We start from the raw sequence: 23,213 nt of genomic DNA on the forward strand, positions 1-23,213 counted from the left end.
TGGACTGAGGAGCGAAGCGACTGAAGCGGCGAGGGAAGATCTGGAGGCAAAGCCCCGTGACCCAGCACGCCGGAGGCGGGCAATGTGCACAGTCATGCGATCCTTCCGAGTTCGGTCGGGCTGATGGCGTGCTGCAAGGGGAGGCCGGCGGCCAGACGCTCGACTTCGCCGACCGCGAGCTCACCCAGGCGGGCGACCTCGTTGCCGACGGCGCCGGCCAGGTGCGGGGTGAGGAACACGTTCGGCAGGTCGAGCAGCCGCGAGTCCGGCAGCAACGGCTCGGGATCGGTCACATCCAGTACGGCGTCCAGTCGGCCGGCCACGCACTCGGCCTCGAGCGCGGCGGCGTCGACGATCTTGCCGCGAGCCGTGTTGATCAGCACCGAGCCGTCACGCAGCAGCCCGAGCAGCCGCGCGTCGACCAGGCCGACCGTCTCGGGGAGCAGCGGCGCGTGCACGCTCAGTACGTCGCTGCGCCGGAAGAGCTCGTCGAGCGAGACGAGTTCGGCGCCGAGCTCGGCGGCTTCGTCCGCGGACAGGTACGGGTCGCTGAGCAGTACCTCGAGGTCGAACGCCTTGAGCCGTTCGGCGACCATCCGGCCGATCCGGGAGGCGCCGAGCAGGCCGACGGTCGTGCCGTAGTTGCCGGGGATGTTGCTCGGGTCGGGCCGGTGCTTGCTGCGCTTGTACTCCTCGCCGAGCCGGAACGCGCGCTTGCCGCTCAGGACGATCGTCGCGACCGTGAACTCCGCGACCGGCAGCGCGTTGGCGACCACGGCCGAGGTGACCTGGATCCCGCGGTCGAAGGCGACCGGCGTGACGAAGTGCTTCACCGAGCCGGCCGCGTGCACGATCGCGCGCAGCCGGGGTGCGGCGTCGAGCACCTCCGGGGTGATCTGGGGGCAGCCCCAGCCGGTGAGCAGGATGTCGACGCCGGCCAGCGCGGCGCGGATCGACGGTTCGTCGAGGAACGTGCCGTCGGCACGGATCTGCAGGACGTCGGCGACCTGGTCGAGCCGGTCACGCACCGCCGGGACCAGCACCCGGTCACGGCTGGACTCGTTCATCGCCAAGAGGACGGTCGGCCGAGCGGTGGGCGGGGCAGCGGGGGACAGCTCAGATTCGGTGCGCACAGGAGCACGCTAGCAAGCGCTTTCCGAATCCGCAGGTCCGATCCGCGCGGGAATCGGTGAAAAACTTCTCAACTGCTGGAATTCCTGCCCGGTGAGCGGGCGTTGTCACCTGAGAAGGCAGGATAGAGGGGCCTGACCGCCCTGTTGGCCCGCGATGAAGGAGACGAGTTACATGCTGCGACCGGACGACCTCTACGAGATCGTCGACGAGTCGGTGGCGACCGGCCCGGCGGCGACGCCCAAGGTGCTGGTGCATTCGCTCGACGGATTCATGGACGCCGGCCAGGCGGGTCGCGTGACGGCCGACCACCTGCTCGACGTACTGGACAGCCGTCTGCTGGCGCGTTTCGACGTCGACCTGCTGCACGACTACCGGGCCCGCCGCCCCGAGGTGACGTTCTCGGAGGACCGCTTCATCGACTACACGCCCCCGCAGCTCAACCTGCACCTGCTGACCGACGACGCCGGGGTCGAGTTCCTGCTGCTGGAGGGTGTCGAGCCCGACAACCACTGGAACCGGTTCGCCGGTGCGGTCCGGCAGCTGATCGAGAAGTACAACGTGACGCTGACGGTCGGCGTGCACGGCATCCCGATGGGCGTGCCGCACACCCGCCCGCTCGGCCTGACCGCGCACGCGACGCGGCCCGAGCTGGTCACCCGGTCGAACATCTGGGACGGCGAGATGCGGCTGCCCGCGAGCGCCGGCACGATGCTCCAGGTCCGTCTCGGTGAGGCCGGCAAGGACGCGATGGGCTTCGCGGTCCACGTCCCGCACTACCTGGCCGAGAACCGTTTCCCGGGTGCCGCGCTGGCGCTGGTCCACGCGATCTCCGCCGCGACCGGGCTGCTGCTGCCGAGCAAGGCGTTGCTGGACGAGGCCGCCATCACCGGCCGGATGGTCGACGAGCAGGTCGAGCAGTCCGACGACGCCTCGGCCGTGGTGAACGCCCTCGAGACCCAGTACGACGCCGCCGCCGGCTCGATCAGCCGCGGGAGCCTGCTGGCCGGTTCGACGCCATCGGCCGACGAGCTGGGCGCCGAGGTCGAGCAGTTCCTCGCCGAGCTGAACCGCGACGACGACACCAACTGATCCACCGCGCAAAGGGCCCCGGGAACTCCGGGGCCCTTTGCGTTGGCCGTGGTTCAGACCGACAGCGTCGCCCGGTCCGCGGTCGAGCGGACCAGGATGCGGTCGATGCTGTAGCGTCCCGGCCCGACCGCCGCGAGCGTCAGCGCGGCCAGTCCCAGGACGACGACCAGCTCCCAGCCGCCTTCGGCGACGAACACGCCGTTCGACAGGTGCACGAACAGGAACGCCCCGGCCATGTCGAGCGCCAGCAGCACCCCGGCGACCGTAGTCAGGAAGCCGAGGATGAGCGCCGCACCGGCGATCAGCTCCGCACCGGCGGCGTAGTACGCCGACAGTGTCGGCGCCGGGACGCCCATCTGCTCGAAGCCGCTCGCGGTCGCGGCCAGGCCGTTCGTACGGAACTTCTGCCAGCCGTGGGCGACGAACACGACGCCGAGGCCCACCCGGGCGATCAGTAGGACGAGGTCACGGGCGTGGCGGGTGGCGCCGGAGGGGAGGCGGCTCACGGGGGCTCCTTCGGTCGGTCGGGTATTTGGTTGCGCGTTCAACCGCAGCCTACGGACGGCACCCGAAAGCTCACCGAAAACAACCGCGTGAGGGCAACCACAGATGCCCGGCCACGGGCCGCTGACCTGTCAGGATGAGGCATGCCCGAGTCTGTGGAGGATCTGGTCGACCTGCTCGACCTGGAGAAGATCGACGACGACCTGTTCCGCGGCCGCCAGCCGCAGACCGCCGCGCAGCGGGTGTTCGGCGGGCAGGTGCTGGGCCAAGCGCTGGCCGCGGCCGGTCAGACCGTCGAGCCGGAGCGCGTGGTGCACTCGCTGCACGGCTACTTCCTGCGCCCGGGCGACACCGCCGTACCGATCGTGTACCGGGCCGAGCCGACCCGCGACGGCAGAACGTTCAGCAGCCGCCGGGTGGTCGCCTCGCAGAACGGCAAGCCGATCTTCTACATGTCGGCGTCCTTCCAGCGCCCCGAGCCCGGGCTGGACCACAGCGACCCGATGCCGGACGACGTCGTACCGCCGGAGGAAGCGCCGACGCTGGCCTCGGTGCTGGAGGCGGCGACCGGGCGCAAGGCCGAGGACTGGAACAAGGAGTGGGCGGCGCTCGACATGCGGCTGGCCGGCGTGAGCGGCCGGCAGTTCTGGATCCGGGCCGCCGGCAAGCTGCCCGACGAGCCCGCGCTGCACGCCTGCGTGCTGGCCTACGCCAGCGACCTGACGTTGCTCGGGGCAAGCTTGTTGCCGCACGGCCTGGTGATCGGCGACCGCCGGATCCAGCCGGCCTCGATCGACCACGCGCTGTGGTTCCACCGGCCGTTCCGCGCCGACGAGTGGCTGCTCTACGACCAGGCGTCGCCGTCGGCGTCCGGTGCCCGCGGGTTCGCGACCGGTCGGCTGTTCACACAGGACGGCAGGCTGGCCGCGTCGGTCGCGCAGGAGGGGCTGATCCGCCCGGTCGGACTGGATCTGCACGACGAAAGCGATTGACGGATCTGCTAGCTTGGTGGACATGCAGCGTTTCAGCGCAGTCACGACGACGCCGGAGTACGTCTCGGCGCGCTGACTCACGCAGTCTTCCAAAAGCCCCGGGGCGAGTGCCCCGGGGCTTTTTGCATGCCACCGCCGACTCGCCCCTGACCCAGAGCGAGGAAAGCCATGTTCGACCACCGCAAACTCGGCCGCGAGCTCGGCCTGTTCGACTCCGACCCGCTGATCGGCGCGGGCCTGCCCTACCTGCTCCCGGCCGGTGCCGCGATCCGGCACGCCTTGGAGAGCTACGTCGCCGAGCTGGAACGCCGCGCGGGCTACCAGCACGTCTACTCACCCGTCCTCGGCAAGCGCGAGCTCTACGAGATCTCCGGCCACTGGTCGCACTACAGCGACGACATGTACCCACCGATGAAGGTGGGGGAGGAGGAGGTGGTGCTGCGCCCGAGCCTGTGTCCGCACCACGCGCTGATCTACCGGTCGCGCTCCCACAGCTATCGCGAGCTCCCCCTGCGGTACGCCGAGCTCGGCGGCATGTACCGCTCGGAGCTGTCCGGCGTACTCGGGGGACTGACCAGGGTGCGCGCGATCCAGCTGAACGACGGCCACATCTTCTGCACCCTCGATCAGGTGGCCGGTGAGGCGCGGGCCTCGCTCGACCTGATCCTGCGCGCGTACGACGACCTCGGCCTGAAGCCGTCGCGCTTCCTGCTGTCGCTGCCCGCGGCCGACGCCCGGATCGGCGCCGCCGACAGCAAGTACGTCGGCGACCAGGAGAGCTGGGACCGGTCGGCGGCGCTGCTGAAGGAGGTCCTGGACGAGGCCGGGGTCGACTACGAGGAGGCGCCGGGGGAGGCCGCGTTCTACGGGCCGAAGATCGACATCCAGCTCGAGGACGCGGCCGGGCGTGAGTACACCCTGTCCACCATCCAGGTCGACTTCCACCAGCCGGCCCGGTTCGAGCTCGAGTACATAGGTGCCGACGGCAACAAACACCGGCCCGTCATGGTGCACCGGGCGATCATCGGCAGCCTGGAACGGGTGATCGGGCAACTGGTCGAGCAGCACGGCGGCGCCTTCCCCGCCTGGCTCGCGCCGGTCCAGGTCGTCGTGCTGCCGCTGTCGGACGCCGAGGAGCCGTACGCCGCCGAGATCGCGCGCCGCGCGATGAACCGTGGCCTGCGGGTCGAGGTGGCGCACGCCGACGAGGGCACCCTCGGCGCGCGGATCCGGGAGAACCGGCACGCGCCGTACCAGCTGGTGGTGGGGAAGCGGGAGGTTGCCTCCGGCCACTTGGCGGTGCGGCACCGCGACGGTCACCAGGACGATCCGGCCGAGGCCGTGGATGTTCTCGAGTATTTATCTTTCCATTGCCGTGCAAACTCTTGCCAGTCGCTGCCGGACTGAGAGATGGTGACGGTCAGTCATGCACTCCCTACCCAGTGCAAAGGCGGTCCGCCCCCATGAAACGCCTCACCGGAATCCTCGGCAGCGCGGTGCTCGGCACCGCGCTGCTGGCCAGCCCCACCGTCGCGCACGCGGCCCCCTCGTACGTCGCGCTCGGTGACTCCTACGCCTCCGGCGTCGGCACCCGCTCCTACATCCCCGACAGCGGCGCGTGCCAGCGCTCGACCAAGTCCTACCCGTACGTCGAGGCCGCCCGGATCGGCGCGACGCTGACGTCGGTCGCCTGCTCCGGCGCCCGGGTCGCCGACGTCACCGCGAACCAGCTCGGCCCGCTCACCGCGGCCGTCAATTTCGTCACCCTGCAGGTCGGCGGCAACGACGCGGGCTTCACCTCGGTGATCACCGAGTGCGCGAAGCCGGCCTGGCTCGGCAACTGCGACGCCGCGATCAACACCGCCCAGGCGACGATCAACAACACGATCCCGGGCCGGCTCACGACTCTCTACGCGACCGTGCGCAGCCGGGCGACGGCCGCGAAGGTGGTGATCGTCGGCTACCCGCGCCTGTTCAACGGAACCGACTGCAACGCCGGCACGTTCTTCAGCGCCGCCGAGATGACGCGGCTGAACCAGACCGCCGACCTGCTGAACAGCAAGATCTCCGCGGCCGCCGGCGCGGCCGGCTACACGTTCGTGAACCCGACGAGCGCGTTCACCGGGCACTCCGTCTGCGGCAGCCCGGAGTGGATCAACGGGCTGTCCAACCCGATCGGCGAGTCGTACCACCCGAACGTCACCGGCCAGGCGACCTTCGCCAACCTGGTCCAGCCGCACCTGAGCTGACACCCGAAGGGCTGCGCGGCGCCCCTGTTCGTGGTGTGATGCAGGGGTGCCGTACCGGTGCGAGGCCGGCCCCGGAGGGGTGGTCGGTGTCGTCGCCGGCCGGTCGGCGCTCTCTCCCGATGCACGAATCCCCTTCTGCTGCTGGCCTTCTGGTGCCGCAGACCCACCTGTGCCAGCACTCTCGGTAGCGCCCTTTGAGCGTGAAGTCGCCGCTCCCAACTCACGATGCGTGAGGTCGCGATCGCGTTGGTGTGAGATGGATCACGGGAGGTCGCTTTCCGGATTCGGCGAATGACAGGGTGCAGCCGTCACCCGCCTGTCGAGAGCGAGCTTGGGGGCTTGTGGGCTCTCGGCGACACGCAGTACTGGGAGGAAACGCCTGTGAAAGCTCGCACCTGGCTGGCCGGCTTAGCCGCCGGCGCAGTATCACTCACCCTCGTGGCACCGGGAATCGCCAGCAGCGCTCCCGTCGTGGACCAGGCGGCCGCCGCCAAGGGTCCCGAGGTCCGCACGGTGGAGACCCCGAAGGCCGGCGGCGCCGGTCTGGTGACCAAGCGCGACGCGACCGGTCGCGCGCACTCGGTCCGTCCGGCCACGCCGCTGAAGGCTCCGGCCTCGGTCAGCGCGAAGGCCGGAAAGTCCGCGACCAGCAAGCCCGACGCGGCCGCGGTCGCGAAGGCCCAGGTGACTGCGGTCGCGCCGTACTTCGGAGCGCGCCCGGCCGACCTGGTGGCGCAGACCAGCACCCTGTCGGAGTACGGCTCGCAGACCCGCTTCCAGCAGGTCATCGACGGCGTCGAGGTGTACGGCGGCGAGATCGTCACCAGCCTCGACAAGACCGGTGCGCTGGAGGCCGCGAACGGCGAGGTCGCGCTGGCGACGTACGGGACCTTCCCGGCGGCCGACAAGGCCGACGCCGCGAAGACCACCGCGCAGAACGCGGCCGTGCAGGCCGTCGCGACCCGCGGCAAGCTCGACGCCGGCAAGCTGACCGCGAAGCTGCAGGGACCGCGCTGGTTCGACCTCGGCCTGGTCACCCGCCAGCCGGGCTCGGTCGCGATCCCGGTCTACCTGTACGACGTGACCGGCGCCGGCGACGTCCGCTGGCAGGCCATCGTGCACGCGTCCGGCCAGACCCTGCTCGCCTGGGACATGGCCGAGAAGCTGAACCGTGTGGTCTGCGACGCCGACCACACCGTGATCCAGACCGGTAACGAGGACGTCCGCTGCGGCACCGTCTTCAAGTCCAGCCGCTCCGAGGGCGAGGCGCCGTCGGCGGTCCAGGACGTCAACCAGGTCTACGAGTACTTCGGTGACACCTCCGACACCTACGCCTCGCTGGGCACCGACCTGACCGAGCTGATCGGCGTCGACTACGGCGACGGCAAGGGCAAGGCGCTGCGCGGCACGGTCCGGATCTGCGTCGACGGCGGTTGCCCGTACGCCAACGCGTTCTGGAACGGCGAGCAGATGGCCTTCGGTGAAGGCGTCAGCACCGACGACGTGACCGGCCACGAACTGACCCACGGCGTCACGCAGAACACCTCGGGCCTGGCCTACCTGTGGGAGGCCGGCGCGATCAACGAGTCGCTGTCCGACATCCTCGGCGAGTTCGTCGACCTGACCAACGGCTCCGCGGACGACACCGCGGTCAACCGCTGGCAGATCGGTGAGGGCTCCAGCCTCGGCGTGATCCGCAGCATGTCCGACCCGACGAAGTTCGGCGACCCGGACCGGATGCGCAGCGGCAACTGGTTCGACGACGAGTTCTTCCAGGACAACGGCGGCGTGCACTTCAACTCCGGCGTCGGCAACAAGGCGGCGTACCTGATCGCCGACGGTGGCGCGTTCAACGGCCAGCGGATGCTCGGGATCGGCCTGGCCCGCTCCGAGGTGCTGTGGCACGAGACCCAGAAGGTGCTGACCTCCGGCGCCGACTACGGCGACCTGGCCGAGGGCCTGCGCGCGACCTGCACCAAGCTGGCCAAGAAGAAGAAGTCGGGCATGACCAAGGCCGACTGCGCCCAGGTCGAGCTCGGCATCAAGGCGACCGAGATGGACTTCGACCCGGCCGTCGGCAAGCCGGCCCAGGCGCCGGTCTGCGACACCACCGGCGCGAAGGCCAAGAACCTGTTCAAGACCAGCTTCGCGGAGTACCCGGACGGCAAGGTCGTCCGCGGTGAGGGCTGGGTGCTCGGCAAGGGCGAGGGCCTCGAGGGCTCGCTCGTCGACACGTCGTACTCGCAGGACGGTGACGACTCGATGCTCGGCGTCGTGACCGATCCGGAGGGCTCGATCAGCCTGCAGACCGCGAACAGCACGAAGATCAAGAACACCAAGACGTACCTGCGCTTCACGCACGCGTACAACTTCTACAACGTGTTCATCATCTTCGGCGTCCGGACCGGGGCGGCCACCCTGGAGTACTCCGACAACGGCGGCGCGACCTGGAAGGACACCTCGGCGCTGACCTGGAAGAACGGGCCGACGCTCGACCCGAACTTCACCGACGACACCGTCGCCGCGTGGCACGGCAACTCGGGCGGCTGGGAGACCAGCCGGCTGGACCTGTCGGAGTTCACCGGCAAGCAGCTGAAGTTCCGCTGGACCGGGCACGGCAAGGACTTCGCCGACCTGATCCCGGGCAACTGGTGGCTCGACAACGCCACCATCTACAACTGCTCCAAGTGAGCTGAGGCGAGGCCCGGCGGACACCACGTCGCCGGGCCTCGTTCTTGTCCTTTATATGCCTGACGCGGTATATATGGAGTCATGAGCGAATCCCTGACCAGCGTCGACGGCCGGACCCAGCTGCGGATGGAGCGCGCGCTCGCGCATCCGCCGGAGAAGGTGTGGCGGGCGCTGACCGAGCCCGGCGAGCTCGCGCACTGGTTCCCGGCCGCGGTCGAGCTGGACCTGCGGCTGGACGGGAAGATCAGCTTCGCCTTCGACGGCGAGGACGGCGGCGACGGCGTGATCCGCGCGTACGAGCCGCCGAAGCTGCTGGAGTTCACGTGGGGGAGTGAGATCCAGCGGTGGGAGGTCGAACCGACCGACGACGGTTGTCTGCTCACGCTGACCACGACGTACGACGACCGCCCGGGCTCGGCGAGCTTCACCAGCGGCTGGATCCTGTGCCTGGACGCGATGGACCAGGCGCTCGGTGGACGAGCCGTTGCCCGCGACAACTACAAGGTCCTGCACGAGCACTTCGTGAAGATCTACGGCCTGGACGCCGGCGAGCCGCAGCCCGACGGGACGGTCCGCTTCGAGCGGCAACTGACCGCACCGAAGGAGAAGGTGTGGCCCCGGCTCGCCGAGAGGTTGAACGTCGCCCCGCCCGACGGCAACGAGCTGCGGCTGGACAACGCGACCCTGACACTGCGCGACGGCAACGGCGGAGCCCGCCTGGTCCTCACCCAGACGGACTCCACCACCGGGGACTACGAGAGCTGGAGAGAGCTGATCGAGTCGATCGCCGCAGAGTCGGTGACGTACTGACGCAGGTGCTCGGCGGTCAGTGAGGCGCTCGACTCCACCAGATCGGCCGGCGTGCCCTCGAACACGATCTGGCCGCCGTCGTGACCCGCGCCAGGGCCGAGGTCGATCAGCCAGTCCGCGTGGGCCATCACGGCCTGGTGGTGCTCGATGACGATCACGGTGTTGCCGTCGTCGACCAGCTGGTCGAGCATCTTGAGCAGCTGGTCGACGTCGGCCAGGTGCAGCCCGGTGGTCGGCTCGTCGAGGATGTAGATCGACCCGCGCTTGCTCATGTTGATCGCCAGCTTCATCCGCTGCCGCTCACCACCGGACAGCGTGGTCAGCGGTTGCCCGAGGCTCAGGTACCCCAGACCGACCGAGCTGAGCCGATCGAGGATCGTCCGCGACGGGCCCTTGGGGAAGAAGTCCCGGGCCTCGGTCATCGTCATCCGCAGCACCTCGCTGATGTTCTTCCCGCGCAGCTGCAGCGCCAGCACCTCGGGCGTGAACCGGGCGCCGTTGCACTGCTCGCACACCGACGACACCTCGGCCATCATCCCGAGGTCGGTGTAGACCAGCCCGATCCCCTTGCAGGTCTGGCAGGCGCCGACCGAGTTCGCGCTGAACAGCCCCGGCTTCACCTTGTTCGCCTTCGCGAACTCGGCCCGGATCGGGTCGAGCAGACCCGTGTACGTCGCGGGGTTGCTGCGCCGCGACCCGCGGATCGGGTCCTGCCCGGCGACGATCACGCCCTCGCGATTGCCCAGCGACCCGTGGATCAGCGAGCTCTTGCCCGAGCCGGCGACCCCGGTGACGACCGTCAGTACGCCGAGCGGAACCTCCACGCTGACGTCCTGCAGGTTGTGCAGGTTCGCGCCCTCGATCCGCAGGCTGCCGGCCGGCGTACGAACGGTGTCGCGCAGCGCGACCTTGTGGTCGAGGTACCGCCCGGTCAGCGTGCCGGACTTCAGCAGGCCCTTCACGTCGCCGGCGTAGCAGAGCCGGCCGCCGGACAGGCCCGCGCCGGGGCCGAGGTCGACGACGTGGTCGGCGATCCGGATCGTCTCCGGCTTGTGCTCGACGACGAGCACGGTGTTGCCCTTGGCCTTCAGCTGGAGCAGCAGCTCGTTCATCCGCTGGATGTCGTGCGGGTGCAGGCCGACGGTCGGCTCGTCGAAGACGTAGGTGACGTCGGTGAGCGCCGAGCCGAGGTGCCGGACCAGCTTCACCCGTTGCGCCTCACCGCCGGACAGCGTCCCGGACTCGCGGTTCAGGCTGAGGTACCCGAGCCCGATGTCGACCATCGAGTCCAGCGTCGCGCGCAGCCCTTCCAGCATCGGCCCGACCGACGGGTCGTCGATGCCGCGGACGAACTGCGCCAGGTCGCTGATCTGCATCGCCGAGCACTCGGTGATCCCGACCCCGTCCACCCGTACGGCGCGAGCGGCCGCGTTCAGCCGGGCCCCGCCGCACTCCGTGCACGGTCCGAGCCTCAGCGCCCGGTCGGCGAAGGCCCGCGCGGCGTTCTGCATCCCGTCGCGGTCCTTGCCCAGGTACTGCTTCTTCACCTTCGGCACGAGCCCCTCGAAGGTGAGGTTGCTCTTGCCCACCTTCACCTTGGTCGGCGGCGAGTACAGGAACCGCTCCCAGTCCTCGGCCCGGTAGTCCCGCAGCGGCAGGTCCGCGTCGAAGACCTGCGCGAACAGCTGCCAGTACCAGGTGTCGGCCCCGAAGCCGGGCGCCTTGATCGGGTCCTGGTTCAGCGACCTGTCGCGGTCGACCAGCTCGTCCAGGTCGACCTCGGTGGACTTACCGAGCCCCTCGCAGACCAGGCACATGCCCTCGGCCCGGTTGAAGCTGAACGCCGACGGCGGTCCGGCGTACGGCGTGCCGATCCGGCTGAACAGGATCCGTAGCATGGTGTGCGCGTCGGTCGCGGTGCCGACCGTCGAGCGGGCGTTGGCGCCGATCCGTTCCTGGTCGACGATGATCGCGGCGCTCAGGTTGCGCAGCGAGTCGACGTCGGGACGGGACAGGCTGGGCATGAAGTTCTGGACGAAGGCGGTGTAGGTCTCGTTGATCAGCCGCTGCGACTCCGCGGCGATGGTGCCGAACACCAGCGAGGACTTCCCGGACCCGGAGACTCCGGTGAACACGGTCAGGCGGCGTTTGGGGATGTCCAGCGACACCCCGCCCAGGTTGTTCTCGCGGGCTCCGCGCACCTGGATGACGTCGTGGCTGTCGGCGATTTCGTCGGTCAACTCCGTAGCAGGCATCCTTCAATCCTCTCATTGAAGCGCCATTAGAGACTTTGCCGCCGACGTCAGCCCGAGGGCCCCTCCGAACCTTCAACGTCGCTGTGAAGCTTCGGGTTGATGTGAGAATGGGCCCATGCGTGCCACCGTCAAGGACGTCGCCAAGCGGGCCGGGGTGTCGCCGAAGACGGTGTCGAACGTGATCAACGGGGTCGTCTTCGTCCGGCCGGAGACCCGCGCGAAGGTCGAGCAGGCGCTCAGCGAGCTCGACTACGTGCCGAACCTGAGCGCCCGGGGGCTGCGCAACGGCCGGTCCGGGATGATCGGGCTGGCGCTGCCCGATCTGCTCCGGCCGTACTCGGCCGAGATCACCCACCTGGTCGTCGAGCTCGCGCACGAACGCGGCTGGGGAGTCCAGATCGAGCAGACCGCCGCCGAGCCCGACCGCGAGTACGACCTGCTCTCGCGGGCCCGCTCGCACCAGATCGACGGGCTGATCCTCAACCCGGTCAACCTCGACGACAGCGCGGTCATGTCGGCCGGGCCGCTGCCACCCGTCGTACTGATCGGTGATGTCGACCAGGACGTCGTCAGCCAGGTCTGCATCGACAACGTCGGCGCGGCCCGCGACATGACGCGGCACCTGGTCGACCAGGGCTACCGCCGGATCGCCGCGGTCGGCACTCCCGAGGCCCCGGGCAGCCCTGGAAGGGTCGGCGGCCGCACGGACTCAGCCGGTACGGCGGCCGCCCGCCTGCGCCTGATCGGCTACCGCGAGGTCCTCACCGCGGCCGGCCTGCACGACCCCGCGCTCGAGATCGCCCTCGACCGGTGGAGCCCCGAAGGCGCCGCGACCGTCGTCGGCCGCTACCTCGAGGACCACGAACCGCCGGACGCGATCTTCTGCTTCACCGACACCATCGCCAGCGGCACCCTGTCGGCGTTGTGGTCGGCCGGTGTCGCGGTGCCCGCGGACTGCGCGGTGGCCGGCTTCGACAACATCCTCGAGAGCCGGTACACGGTCCCGCCGCTGAGCACCGTCGACTTCGACCGGCGCAACTTCGTCCAGTCGGCCCTGGACCTGCTCGGGGAGCGGATGGCCGACCGCTCGGCGACCCCGCGCCGGATCGTCGTACCGCACCGCGTCGTACCCCGCGCCAGCACCGCACGCTAACCAACACGTTTCGACAAAATCTGACGCGCGGGCTCTTGTCAGCGCATTGCAACGATGTAATGATCGGTGCCGCCTGCGAAGGAGACACCCCCATGACATCGTTCGATCGTCAGTTCTCCCGGCGCCGCCTGCTCTCCGGAGCGGCCGCGCTGGCCGGTGGAGGCCTGCTGCTCGGCTGTTCGCCGGGTACCGCCAGCTCCGGCACCGAGCTCAACTACTGGCACCTGATGACCGGCGGCGACGGCATCGTGATGGCCGGCCTGGTCGACGCGGCGAACGGCCTGAACGCCGGGTTCCACGCCAAGCAGACCGTGCTCACGTGGGGAGCGCCGTACTACACGAAGCTGGCGATGGCCTCGGCCGGTGGCCGCGCGCCCGACCTCGCGATCATGCACGCGTCCCGGATCGCGGGCTACGCGCCCGGCGGCCTGCTGGAGCCGTGGGACCTGAACCTGCTCGCCGAGTTCGGCGTCAAGGAGAGCGACTTCCCGCCGCTGGTCTGGCAGAAGGGCCTGTACGACGGGAAGCTGTACTCGCTCGCGCTCGACACCCACCCGTTCGTGCTCTACTACAACACCGAGCACGCCGAGAAGGCCGGGGTGACCGGCCAGATCGCCTCGATGGACAGTCCCGAGGAGTTCACCGAGGTCGCGACCCGGCTGCAGAAGATCACCGGCAAGCACGGCCTGTCGTACGGGTACGTGGGCGACCCCTCGCAGATGTGGCGGCTGTTCTACACCTTCTACTGCCAGACCGGCGCGGAGATGAAGCTCGTCCCCGGGACCAAGGCCGAGGTCGACCAGGCCGCCGCGGTCAAGGCGCTCGAGTTCGTGCAGTCGTTGCTGAACGGCACGATCGCCACCAACAGCGGCGACGGCGGCACGGCGGTCAGTGAGTTCCTGCACGGCGAGAGCGGACTGTTCCTCGGTGGCGTCTGGGAGCTCCCGGTCCTCAAGGACGCCAAGATGCCGTTCGACGCGATGCCGATCCCGGCCCTGTTCGGGCAGCAGGCGGCGTACGCCGACTCGCACACGTTCGTGCTGCCGCGGCAGTCCAAGCCCGACCCGGACCGGCGCCGCTACACCTACCAGCTGGTCGCCGAGATCCTGAAGCGCTCGGTGAAGTGGGCCGGGGCCGGCCACATCCCGGCGTACCAGCCGGTGGTGAAGAGCTCCGAGTACCTGGAGCTGAAGCCGCAGTCGAACTACGTCGGGATCCCGGCGTACGTGAACTACGACCCGGACGTCTGGTTCAGCGGCGCCGGCAGCGACTTCACCAACTACTTCGCGGAGAACGTGCAGAGCGTCTACCTCGGCAGCGGGGACCCGGCGGCCGGCTTCGACGGATTCGTGCAGCGGCTGAACAAGCTGCTCGACCGCCCGCAACCGGTCTGATCGACGAAGGGAGTCCGAGATGCCGACAGCGGTCGACAGTCCTGCCGCAGACCTGGTGGTTGCGGAGGGCAACAGTACGGGCCTGGCCCGGGCCCGGCGTGGTGAGTCGCTGACCGGGTGGGCCTTCGCGGCACCGTTCGTGGTGCTGTTCGCCCTGTTCCTGGTCGTCCCGGCCGTCTACGGCCTGTACCTGAGCTTCACCGGCGAGACGCTGACCGGCGCGAACAGCGAGCTGATCGGCTTCGCGAACTTCACCGAGGCGCTCAGCGACCCGGACATGTGGAAGTCGTTCGGCAACACGTTGTGGTTCACGCTGCTCAGCACGGTCCCACTGGTGGTGCTGTCGCTGGCGTTCGCGCTGCTGGTGAACCTCGGGCTGCCCGGCCGGTGGTTGTGGCGGCTCTCGTTCTTCCTGCCCTACCTGCTCGCCTCGACGGTGGTCGTGCTGTTCTGGACCTGGATGTACAACCCCAAGCTCGGGTTGATCAACGGCGTCCTGGCCGAGTTCGGGGTCGCGCCGGTGGCGTGGCTGCAGGACCCGAACGTGGCGATGATCTCGGTCGTGATCACCACGCTGTGGTGGACGATCGGGTTCAACTTCCTGCTCTACCTGGCCGCGCTGCAGAACATCCCTGAGCAGCAGTTCGAGGCGGCCGCGATCGACGGCGCGGGCAAGTGGCGCCAGCTGTTCTCGATCGTGATCCCGCAGCTCGCGCCGACCACCGCGCTGATCCTGACGCTGCAGGTGCTCGCGTCGCTGAAGGTGTTCGACCAGATCTACATGCTCACCAACGGCGGCCCGGCCGGCACCACCCGCTCGATCGTGCAGTACATCTACGAGGCCGGCTTCACCGGTTACCGGTTCGGCTACTCCTCGGCGATCTCGTACCTCTTCTTCGCGATCATCGTGCTGATCTCGATCGCGCAGTACAAACTGATGAACCGCAGGAGCGCCCGATGAGCACCTACACGCTGTCCCGAGGCATCCAGCGCGGCAAGGCGGCGTACAAGCAGGGCCACAAGCCGGGGGAGAACCCCTGGAGCGTGTCGCGGATGGTCGCGCTGCTGATCCTGGCGTTCCTGGCCGCGACCTGGCTGGTCCCGTTCGCGTGGGCGATCCTGACGTCGCTGAAGAGCGAGGCCGACGCGGCCGCATCGACGCTGACACTCTCACCGGCCGACGGTTTCAGCCTCGACGCCTACCGCAAGGTGTTCGCGGCCGGCGACATCCCGCTGTGGGCCTGGAACAGCCTGCTCACCTCGGTGCTGATCACGGTGGTGACGGTCGCCACCTCCGCACTGGCCGGCTACGCGTTCTCCCGGATCGACTTCCGCGGCCGGCGCTGGCTGTACGGCGCGATCATCGCCGCCATCATCATTCCGCCGCAGCTGCTGATCGTTCCGCTGTTCCGCCAGATGCTCGCGTTCGACCTGGTCGACACCTACTGGGGAATCATTCTCCCGCAAGCGTTTGCGCCCGCGATGGTGCTGATCCTGAAGCGGTTCTTCGACCAGATCCCGCTCGAGCTGGAGGACGCCGCCCGGGTCGACGGCGCGAACCGGCTGCGGGTGTTCTGGTCGATCGTGCTGCCGTTGTCGCGGCCGATCCTGGCCGCGGTCGCGATCTTCGTGTTCATCGGTGCGTGGAACAACTTCCTCTGGCCGTTCATCGTCACCACCGACGCCGACCTGATGACGCTGCCGGTCGGCCTGCAGACGGTGAAGAGCGCGTACGGCCTGCAGTACGCGCAGAACATGGCCGCGGCGATCCTCGCCGCGCTGCCGCTGGTACTGGTGTTCCTCTTCTTCCAGCGCCAGATCATCAAGGGAATCGCCACCACCGGCTTCGGCGGCCAGTAATCCTCACATCCCCTTGAAAACCTCGTCACAGTCAGCAAGGCTGCTGCGATGGCTCTGTCACTGTGAGGAGTGATGGGACCTGTTGCACAACCCAACTAGTCCCTCGGGGGACCTAATGAGGAGGGGGATCTGTGTCAGCCATGAGGCGGCTCGCCGAGCAGCGCCGTGATGTGAGGAGTCACGGCACGACAACGCTCGGCAGGGCTTCGATCCAACCAGCGGTCTGCACCGGCATCCACGAGGTGAGCTCGTCGATCCACACCGGCCGGCCGCGACGTGTGGCGGTACTGACCTTGAGCAACGGTCTGACCACCACACTGCGTCTGGACGACGGTGTCTCGGCACCGGAGCCGGGCGCAACGGTGTTCGTCCAGGGTGGCCGCGGGATGGGTGATCAGCCCGCCACAGGTGGGGTCACTCTCGCGCCGGCGTACCCCAGCTAGAACACCTGGCAGCATCAGTGACTCGCCGGTCTCAGGTCAACGCCGAGCTGAGCCCGGCAAGTCGCTGGAGCAGCCTTCACTCCTCGAACGGCTGCGTGAGTGCTCGCACCTCGATCGGCGAGTACTTCGCCTCGACCAGCCGTCCGGCCAGCTCGGTCGCCCGCTCCAGGTCGCACTCGAACAGGTAGTAGCCGGCCAGCACTTCCTTGGCCTCGGTGAACGGCCCGTCCGTCACCGCCAGCGCGTTGTCGTGGACGTGGACGACCCGCGCCCGCGCGGTCGCCAGCCCGTCGCACGCGATCAGCTCGCCGCTCGCGCGGGTCTCGGCCATCACCGCGCGGTGCACGGCGAAGACGGACTCCATGCCCTCGGCCTCCAGGGCCTTCCAGGTCTCGTCGTTGCCGTAGATCAGCAGCATGTACTTCACGTGGCCTCCTCGATGGCTTTCGAGGGTACGTCGGAGCCGGTGCCGATCACTCGACACCGGCTCCTCGAGACGTTCTACCGCGCGGCGGCCTGCGCTGCCTTCAGGTCGATCTGCAGGCGGTCGCCCACCGGCACGGACGGGTCGGAGTACTGACCGGTCAGGCAGATCGGGCCGCTCCAGCCCAGGGTCTGCAGCGTCGCGAACGCGCTCGACCAGTTCGCCAGGCCCTCGGCGCCCTGCACGAACCACGGCTTCCAGGCGCCGCCGACGTCGGCGGTCGCGTCCGTGGTGATGTAGGTGACGTTCTTCAGGTTCACGATGCCGAGCCGCTCCCTGGCCAGCTCGAGCGTGATCCGCGGATCGTCACCGGCCAGTACGTCGTGCGCCGCGTCCCAGACCACCTTGAACTGCTCCGGCAGCCCGTCGAGCAGCTGCACGACGCCCAGCGTCGACGCGACGAACTTGCCATGGTGCGGCTGCACCCCGACCTGTACGCCGTACTGGGCCGCGTGCCCGGCGGCCGCTTCGAGCTGCTCGCGGTTACGCCGTACCGAAGCCGCGTAGCCGTCCGGGCCGAGCTCGGCCATGATCCGGATCATCGGGACACCGGCCGCGGCCGCCGCCGCGAACGTGGACTCGTCGAGCCCGCTGGCGATGCTGATCGGCTCGACGCCCGCGTCCCGGAGTTGCTCCGTGAACACGGGGAGCGCTTTCTCGGCGGTCGCCGGCGTCAGGTACGCGGTGTCCCGGACGGGGATCTCCGCGCCGGTGAAGCCGAGCCCCGCGACGAGCTTGCCCAGCTCGTCACCGGGCAGTTCGGCCCACGGTTTGGTGAAGACGGACCAGATGTAGTTCATGGGTTCAGCGGCCTCCGAGTCCACTCATGGTGATGCCCTTGACGAACCAGCGTTGGGTGAGGAAGAACAGCACGATCAGCGGCACGGTCGTGATGGTCGCTGCCATCAGCAACAGGTTCCACTGGGTGCCGTTGGTGTCCTGGAACACCTGCAGACCGACGGCCGCCGTACGGGTCGCGTCGCTGTTGGAGACGACCAGTGGCCAGAGCAGGTTGTTCCACTGCCCGATGAACTTGAACACCGCCAGCGTCGCGATCGCCGGGACCGCCAGCGGCACGATCACCCGCACGAACGCCTGCCACCGGTTCGCGCCGTCCAGCCGCGCGGCCTCCTCGTAGTCGCGCGGGATGCCGAGGAAGAACTGCCGCAGCAGGAACACGCCGAGCGCGGTGAACGCGTGCGGCAGGATCATGCCCGGCCAGGTGTCGATCCCGTGCAGCTTCGCGACCAGCACGAACTGCGGGATCAGCGTCACCTGCGACGGGATCATCAGGGTGGCCAGGTAGATGCCGAACAGCCAGGTCCGGCCCGGGAACTGCAGCCGGGCGAACGCGTACGCCGCCAGCGCGGCCGTCACGGTCTCCAGCAGCGTCGTACCGGCGGCGAAGATCACCGTGTTGAGCAGGTACCGGCCCAGCGGGACGAGTTCGAACGCGCGGGTCAGGTTCTCCGGGTGCCAGCTGCTCGGCCAGAACGACGGTCGCGCCGCCATCGACTCGGCATCGGACTGGAACGCCACCAGCACCATCATCACGACCGGCACCAGCGTCACCGCCGTCACGATGAAGCAGGCGAAGACAACCAGCTTGCGGGTGCCGACCGGGTTCTTCCGCAGGGGTGCGAGCACGTTAGTTGTCATAGTGGACGAGCCTCCGCTGGAGCAGGAACTGGGCCGCGGTGATCACCACGATGAAGCCGAACAGGACCAGCGACTGCGCCGCGGCGTACCCCTGGTCGTAGTTCTCGAAGCCGGTCCGGTAGATGTACATGACCAGCGTCGTCGTCCGGGACCCCGGACCGCCGTTGGTCATGATGAGCGCCTGGTCGAAGACCTGGAACGACCCGATGATCGACGTCACCACGACGAAGAACAGTGCCGGGGACAGCATCGGCAGCGTCACGCTGCGGAACGTCTGGAGTGCGTTGCTGCCGTCGACCTTCGCGGCCTCGTACAGCTGCTGCGGGATCGCCTGCAGGCCGGCGAGGAAGACGACCATGCCGAAACCGAAGCTCTTCCACACGCTCATCGCGATCAGCGCGGGCATCGCCCAGTTGTCCGAGATCAGCCACTGCGGCCCGTCGATCCCGACCAGCCCGAGCGCGGCGTTCACCAGGCCGTCGTGCGGGATGTAGAGCCAGATCCAGACGAACGCGACCGCCACCGTGATCGTTGCGTACGGCAACAGCAGCAGCGAGCGGAAGACCGCGATCCGGCGTACGCCCTCGTTCAGCAGCAGCGCCAGCGCCAGGCTGACCACGATCGTCAGCGGGACGCTGACGAAGGTGAAGTACGCCGTGTTGCCGAGCGCGGACCAGAACGTCGGGTCGGGGCCGAGCCGGGCGAAGTTCTTCAGGCCGGCCCAGGTGGGGGAGCTGAACAGGTTCCAGTTCAGCAGCGAGATCACGCCCGCCGCGACGACCGGTCCGGCGGTGAAGATCAGGAAGCCGATCAGGCTGGGCAGGATGAACAGCCACGCGGTGAGCGCCTCTTTGTTCTTCGGCTTCTTCGCGGCCCGCTGGTCCTGCCGAGGAGTTGTTGCCGTGGCAGGGAGGGTGTCGACAGCCATCGGAGTCACCCCTTCCTGGCCGTGGCCTGGCGGACGTTGTCCTGGTGCTGCTCCATCAGGACGTCCAGCCGCGGCGTCAGCCCGTCGATCGCCTCCTGGACCGAGACCTGCCCGAGGAACGTCCGCGGCAGGTCCTGGCCGAGCAGCTGCTTGACCTGGTTCCAGTTCGTGGTCACGTCGAACGGGTGACCGCCGGCGATCTTGCCGGCCAGGATCTGCTGGACGATGCCGAGGTTGTCCGGCGGCGGCTTGAACGCGCTGCCCGCCGACAACCGCGCCGGGTTGTTGCGGCCGGCCTGGGCATAGATGTCCAGGGCCCCCTTGCTGGTCAGCGTCTTCAGCAACCGCCACGCCAGGTCGAGATCGTCACCGCGGACCTTGGACGGGATCGCGAAGCTCGAACCGGACACCCGCGGCGTGCTGCCGGCGGCACCGGCCGGGAACGGCATGATGTCCCAGTCGAACTTCGCCTTGCGCACGTTCACCACCTGCCACGGGCCGTTGTGCATGAAGGCGACGTTGCCCTCCATGAAGTTGGCCAGCGAGTTCTCCGTGACCAGGTTCGCGATCGGCGGCGTCACCTTGTCCTTGACGAACAGGTCGACGACGTACTGGACGGCCTCCATCGCCTCGGGCGCGTTGAGCGCGCTCTGGTCCCAGGCCTCGTTCATGACGTTGCCGCCGGCACAGTAGATCCACGACACCAGGTCGTCGATCGACGGCGCACAGGTGAACCCGTACTGGTCGGGCCCGGTCAGCTCCTTGGCCAGGTCGCGGAACGTCGCCCACGCCATCGGCACGGTCGGCGACGGCGCCGCGATGCCCTTCTCCTCCAGCAGCGTCTTGTTGTAGTAGATCACCGTCGGCGCGACGTCGAAGCCGATCGCGTAGGTCTGGTCGTTGAACGAGCTGATGTCACGGATCGGCTGGTAGAAGTCCTCGATGTCGAAGTCGGGGTCGGCGGCGATCAGGTCGTCGAGCGGCCGGTGCGCGCCGCGGGCGGCGTACGTCGGGATCAGCCAGCCGTTCAGCGCGGTCACCAGACCCGCCGTACCGCTGACCAGTTGCAGGTCGAGCTTGGTGGGGTAACCGCCGGACGGCGTGAGGGTGGGGACGGACTCGACCTTCAGCTCGCGTTCGACGTACGCGCTGAAGTCGTCCCACACCTTGCGTTCGGCCGGGCTGCTGGACCACATGGCCCAGGCCGCGGAACCACTCGGTGGACCGGAGGAGCAGCCGGCCGCGGCCGCTCCCAGTCCGGCCAGGCCGGTCAGCTTGAGCAAGCTGCGGCGGGACAGCTGTGTCTGCATCAGGGGACTCCTCAGGTGAAGAGCAGGTCGATCGACTCGGCGCGGATCCGCTCCTCGTCGACCTCGACGCCCAGGCCAGGGGCGGTGGGGACCGTCGCGACGGCCTTGGTGATCGTCAATCCCTCGACGTACAGGTCGGACAGCAGCTCCGGCCCGTTCAGCTCGGCGGGCAGTGCCAGTTCCAGCTGGCTGAACACGTGCAGCGCGGCCGCGAAGCCGATGCCGCAGTCGGTCAGCCCGCTGGACAGAATCTCCAGACCGCCCGACAGCGCGACCTGGGCGGTCTTCAGCGCGCTGCGCAGACCGCCGGACTTGCAGATCTTCACCACGACCAGGTCGGCGGCGTCGAGCTGGATCGCCCGGGCCAGGTCCTGCGCGGTGAAGCTGCCCTCGTCGATCGCGACCGGCAGGTCGATCAGGCCACGCAGCCGGCGCATCGCCAGCAGGTCGGTGCTCGGCACGGGCTGCTCGACGCAGTGGATCGTCCGGATGTCGCGCGTCCGGTCGAGCAGCTGCTTGAGCGCGCTCGGCCGGTAGGACTGGTTCGCGTCGAGCCACAGCGGCTTGGTGCCCGCGACCTCGGCGACCGCCTCGATGATCGCGGCGTCCTGGTCGGGATCGCCGCCGATCTTCACCTTGTACGCCGTATAGTCCGACGACTGCTGCGCGTGCTCCCGCACGGTCTCCGGGGCCCCGACACCGATCGCCGAGCAGAGCGGGATCTCGTCGTGCACCTTGCCGCCGAGCAACGCGTGCACCGGTACGCCGGCCAGCTTGCCGGCCGCGTCGTGCATCGCGATGTCGATCGCGGCGCGCGCGAACGGGAAGCCGTTGGACACCGACGGGCTCAGCCGCTTGGCCGCCTGCTGGTGGAACAGCTCGACGTCGAACGGCGTCAGCTCCAGCAGGATCGGCGCCAGGTGCCGCCGGATCACCACCGCGATCGTCTCGGCGGTCTCGTAGCTCCAGGTGGGGAGCGCGCGCTGCTCTCCCCAGCCGACCACACCGTCCTCGGTGGTCAGCTTCACGAACACCACCGCGCCGGCCTGGTCCGGGCGCTGCTCCGGACTGCCGACCGCACCGCTGCCGATCACGAACTGCCGGGCGAACGGCACCGCGACGGCGAACACCTCCACCGATCTGATCCGCGACATCGGGTCTCTCCTTCCGTCAGGCCTGGATCGACCAGGACGCCGGGTCGACGTAGCTCGGGCCGTGGGTGCCGTCGTCGAGGTACGTGAGGACGTCGGCGATCACGTAGCCGGCCAGCGCGAGGTGACCCTCTTCGGTGTCACCGGCAACGTGCGGGGTGAGCAGCAGGTTCGGTGCCTCGAGCACGTTCTGCTCCAGCGTCGGCGGCTCGGGGTCGTACACGTCGAGCGCGGCGTAGATCCGTCCGTCGAGCGCGTGCTCGAGCAGCGCCTGCTGATCGATCGCGGGACCGCGCGAGGAGTTCACCACGACGGCGCCGTCCGGCAGTTGCTCGATCAGCTTGCGCGTCACCAGCCCCTTGGTCTCCGGTACGTCGGGCACGTGCAGCGACACGAACGTCGACTGCAGTGTCTCCTCCAGCTCAGCCCGCCGTACGCCGAGGGCGGCCGCGCGCTCGTCGCTCAGGTACGGGTCGTAGACGACGACGTCGCAACCGAACGGCTTGAGCAGCGTGATCAGCGCCCGGGCCGTCGAGCTCGCGCCGAGGATGCCGACCTTCGCCCCGGCCAACTCGTGACCGCGGAACGCGGTCTGCTTCCAGCCACCGGCGCGGATCGCGCCGTCGAAGCGGGGGAGCCTGCGCGCGAGCGTCAGCATCGAGGCCAGGCAGTACTCGCCGACCGACCACGCGATCCGGCCGCCGGCGGTGAAGACCGCGACGCCCTGGTCGAAGATCACCGGGTCGACCAGCTTCTTCACCGATCCGGCCGCGTGCGCGACCGCCTTCGGGCCGGCGCCGTCGGCCCAGATCGACCTGTCCAGGTGCGGCGTACCCCAGCTGGTCAGCACGGCGTCGGCCTCCCGGGAGAGCGCGATCACGGTTTCCGGGCTCGTGTCCGGCGCCCAGGTCACCTCGAACCGCTGCCCGATCAGCTCCCGGGTCTGCGGGTCGATCACGTCCTCGGCACGCTCCGGCGTCATCACCACGGCCAGCTTCGTCACTTCGGCTCCTCACCGGTCGACAGGGGTCGAAGGGCTGTCGACCTGGTCCGAAGGTAAGGGCTTTCCGTTATGCTCGTCCAAGCCCGATTCCGCATCGATCGATA

The 23,213-nt window shown here is 68.9% G+C and carries 21 protein-coding genes; 11 read left to right on the forward strand and 10 right to left on the reverse strand.

From position 1 onward, the window contains the following. Window positions 1–92: 92 nt before the first annotated feature. Window positions 93–1,133, reverse strand: a complete 1,041-nt coding sequence (locus tag ACLQ2O_RS27150) for a hydroxyacid dehydrogenase (protein WP_425836274.1) — start codon at window positions 1,131–1,133, stop codon at window positions 93–95. Between the two features lie 172 nt (window positions 1,134–1,305). Between ACLQ2O_RS27150 and ACLQ2O_RS27155 the strand changes: the two genes are divergently transcribed. Beyond that, the gene (locus tag ACLQ2O_RS27155) at window positions 1,306–2,223 is read left to right on the forward strand and encodes a proteasome assembly chaperone family protein (protein WP_425836277.1); all 918 of its coding nucleotides are present in this window, start codon (window positions 1,306–1,308) and stop codon (window positions 2,221–2,223) included. A gap of 53 nt (window positions 2,224–2,276) precedes the next feature. On the opposite strand, the gene ACLQ2O_RS27160 is transcribed toward ACLQ2O_RS27155, so the two are convergent. Next, the gene (locus ACLQ2O_RS27160) at window positions 2,277–2,729 is read right to left on the reverse strand and encodes a DoxX family protein (RefSeq protein WP_425836280.1); all 453 of its coding nucleotides are present in this window, start codon (window positions 2,727–2,729) and stop codon (window positions 2,277–2,279) included. Between the two features lie 141 nt (window positions 2,730–2,870). Between ACLQ2O_RS27160 and ACLQ2O_RS27165 the strand changes: the two genes are divergently transcribed. The 5 genes from ACLQ2O_RS27165 (at window position 2,871) to ACLQ2O_RS27185 (ending at window position 9,469) form a co-directional block, all read left to right on the forward strand. Further along, window positions 2,871–3,719, forward strand: coding sequence for an acyl-CoA thioesterase (locus ACLQ2O_RS27165; RefSeq protein WP_425836283.1), 849 nt, complete (start codon window positions 2,871–2,873; stop codon window positions 3,717–3,719). A 168-nt stretch (window positions 3,720–3,887) separates the two neighbouring features. Then, window positions 3,888–5,126, forward strand: a complete 1,239-nt coding sequence (gene thrS, locus ACLQ2O_RS27170) for a threonine--tRNA ligase (protein ID WP_425836285.1) — start codon at window positions 3,888–3,890, stop codon at window positions 5,124–5,126. 56 nt (window positions 5,127–5,182) lie between these two features. Next, complete coding sequence (locus ACLQ2O_RS27175; protein WP_425836288.1) at window positions 5,183–5,968, forward strand: SGNH/GDSL hydrolase family protein; 786 nt, start codon at window positions 5,183–5,185, stop codon at window positions 5,966–5,968. 438 nt (window positions 5,969–6,406) lie between these two features. Further along, window positions 6,407–8,659, forward strand: coding sequence for a M4 family metallopeptidase (locus ACLQ2O_RS27180; RefSeq protein ID WP_425836290.1), 2,253 nt, complete (start codon window positions 6,407–6,409; stop codon window positions 8,657–8,659). A gap of 81 nt (window positions 8,660–8,740) precedes the next feature. Further along, window positions 8,741–9,469, forward strand: a complete 729-nt coding sequence (locus ACLQ2O_RS27185; protein WP_425836292.1) for an SRPBCC family protein — start codon at window positions 8,741–8,743, stop codon at window positions 9,467–9,469. On the opposite strand, the gene ACLQ2O_RS27190 is transcribed toward ACLQ2O_RS27185, so the two are convergent. Further along, window positions 9,412–11,724 (reverse strand): ATP-binding cassette domain-containing protein, encoded by a 2,313-nt coding sequence (locus ACLQ2O_RS27190; protein WP_425836295.1) that lies wholly within the window; start codon window positions 11,722–11,724, stop codon window positions 9,412–9,414. The genes ACLQ2O_RS27185 and ACLQ2O_RS27190 overlap by 58 nt on opposite strands. 115 nt (window positions 11,725–11,839) lie before the next feature. On the opposite strand from ACLQ2O_RS27190, the gene ACLQ2O_RS27195 reads away from it, so the two are divergent. The 5 genes from ACLQ2O_RS27195 to ACLQ2O_RS27215 all read left to right on the forward strand — a co-directional run bounded on the left by ACLQ2O_RS27195 (window position 11,840) and on the right by ACLQ2O_RS27215 (window position 16,574). Further along, window positions 11,840–12,877, forward strand: a complete 1,038-nt coding sequence (locus tag ACLQ2O_RS27195) for a LacI family DNA-binding transcriptional regulator (RefSeq protein ID WP_425836298.1) — start codon at window positions 11,840–11,842, stop codon at window positions 12,875–12,877. 92 nt (window positions 12,878–12,969) lie between these two features. Then, window positions 12,970–14,271, forward strand: a complete 1,302-nt coding sequence (locus ACLQ2O_RS27200; protein ID WP_425836300.1) for an extracellular solute-binding protein — start codon at window positions 12,970–12,972, stop codon at window positions 14,269–14,271. A 19-nt stretch (window positions 14,272–14,290) separates the two neighbouring features. Next, window positions 14,291–15,232 (forward strand): carbohydrate ABC transporter permease, encoded by a 942-nt coding sequence (locus ACLQ2O_RS27205; protein ID WP_425836303.1) that lies wholly within the window; start codon window positions 14,291–14,293, stop codon window positions 15,230–15,232. After that, the gene (locus ACLQ2O_RS27210) at window positions 15,229–16,131 is read left to right on the forward strand and encodes a carbohydrate ABC transporter permease (protein ID WP_425836306.1); all 903 of its coding nucleotides are present in this window, start codon (window positions 15,229–15,231) and stop codon (window positions 16,129–16,131) included. Before ACLQ2O_RS27205 ends, ACLQ2O_RS27210 begins: the two co-directional genes overlap by 4 nt. 131 nt (window positions 16,132–16,262) lie before the next feature. Beyond that, window positions 16,263–16,574 carry a hypothetical protein gene (locus ACLQ2O_RS27215; RefSeq protein ID WP_425836309.1) on the forward strand — a complete coding sequence of 104 codons (312 nt, stop codon included), beginning with the start codon at window positions 16,263–16,265 and terminating at the stop codon, window positions 16,572–16,574. A 76-nt stretch (window positions 16,575–16,650) separates the two neighbouring features. Here ACLQ2O_RS27215 and ACLQ2O_RS27220 read toward each other — a convergent pair whose 3' ends face one another. The 7 genes from ACLQ2O_RS27220 to ACLQ2O_RS27250 all read right to left on the reverse strand — a co-directional run bounded on the left by ACLQ2O_RS27220 (window position 16,651) and on the right by ACLQ2O_RS27250 (window position 23,109). Further along, window positions 16,651–16,992 (reverse strand): YciI family protein, encoded by a 342-nt coding sequence (locus ACLQ2O_RS27220; RefSeq protein ID WP_425836524.1) that lies wholly within the window; start codon window positions 16,990–16,992, stop codon window positions 16,651–16,653. Window positions 16,993–17,075: 83 nt separating this feature from the next. After that, window positions 17,076–17,858, reverse strand: coding sequence for a sugar phosphate isomerase/epimerase family protein (locus ACLQ2O_RS27225; protein ID WP_425836311.1), 783 nt, complete (start codon window positions 17,856–17,858; stop codon window positions 17,076–17,078). A 4-nt stretch (window positions 17,859–17,862) separates the two neighbouring features. Beyond that, window positions 17,863–18,717: a carbohydrate ABC transporter permease gene (locus ACLQ2O_RS27230; RefSeq protein WP_425836314.1), complete on the reverse strand. Its 855-nt coding sequence runs from the start codon at window positions 18,715–18,717 to the stop codon at window positions 17,863–17,865. Beyond that, window positions 18,707–19,645 carry a carbohydrate ABC transporter permease gene (locus ACLQ2O_RS27235; RefSeq protein ID WP_425836317.1) on the reverse strand — a complete coding sequence of 313 codons (939 nt, stop codon included), beginning with the start codon at window positions 19,643–19,645 and terminating at the stop codon, window positions 18,707–18,709. Before ACLQ2O_RS27235 ends, ACLQ2O_RS27230 begins: the two co-directional genes overlap by 11 nt. Window positions 19,646–19,650: 5 nt before the next feature. After that, a complete protein-coding gene (locus ACLQ2O_RS27240; protein ID WP_425836320.1) occupies window positions 19,651–20,955 on the reverse strand; it encodes an ABC transporter substrate-binding protein in 1,305 nt (434 codons plus the stop codon). A gap of 11 nt (window positions 20,956–20,966) precedes the next feature. Further along, on the reverse strand, window positions 20,967–22,109 hold the full coding sequence (locus ACLQ2O_RS27245) for a mandelate racemase/muconate lactonizing enzyme family protein (RefSeq protein WP_425836323.1): 1,143 nt from the start codon (window positions 22,107–22,109) through the stop codon (window positions 20,967–20,969). Window positions 22,110–22,125: 16 nt separating this feature from the next. Continuing rightward, window positions 22,126–23,109 (reverse strand): hydroxyacid dehydrogenase, encoded by a 984-nt coding sequence (locus ACLQ2O_RS27250; protein WP_425836325.1) that lies wholly within the window; start codon window positions 23,107–23,109, stop codon window positions 22,126–22,128. Window positions 23,110–23,213 lie beyond the last annotated feature (104 nt).

The organism is Kribbella sp. DT2 (assembly GCF_049844575.1).
Lineage (GTDB): Bacteria > Actinomycetota > Actinomycetes > Propionibacteriales > Kribbellaceae > Kribbella.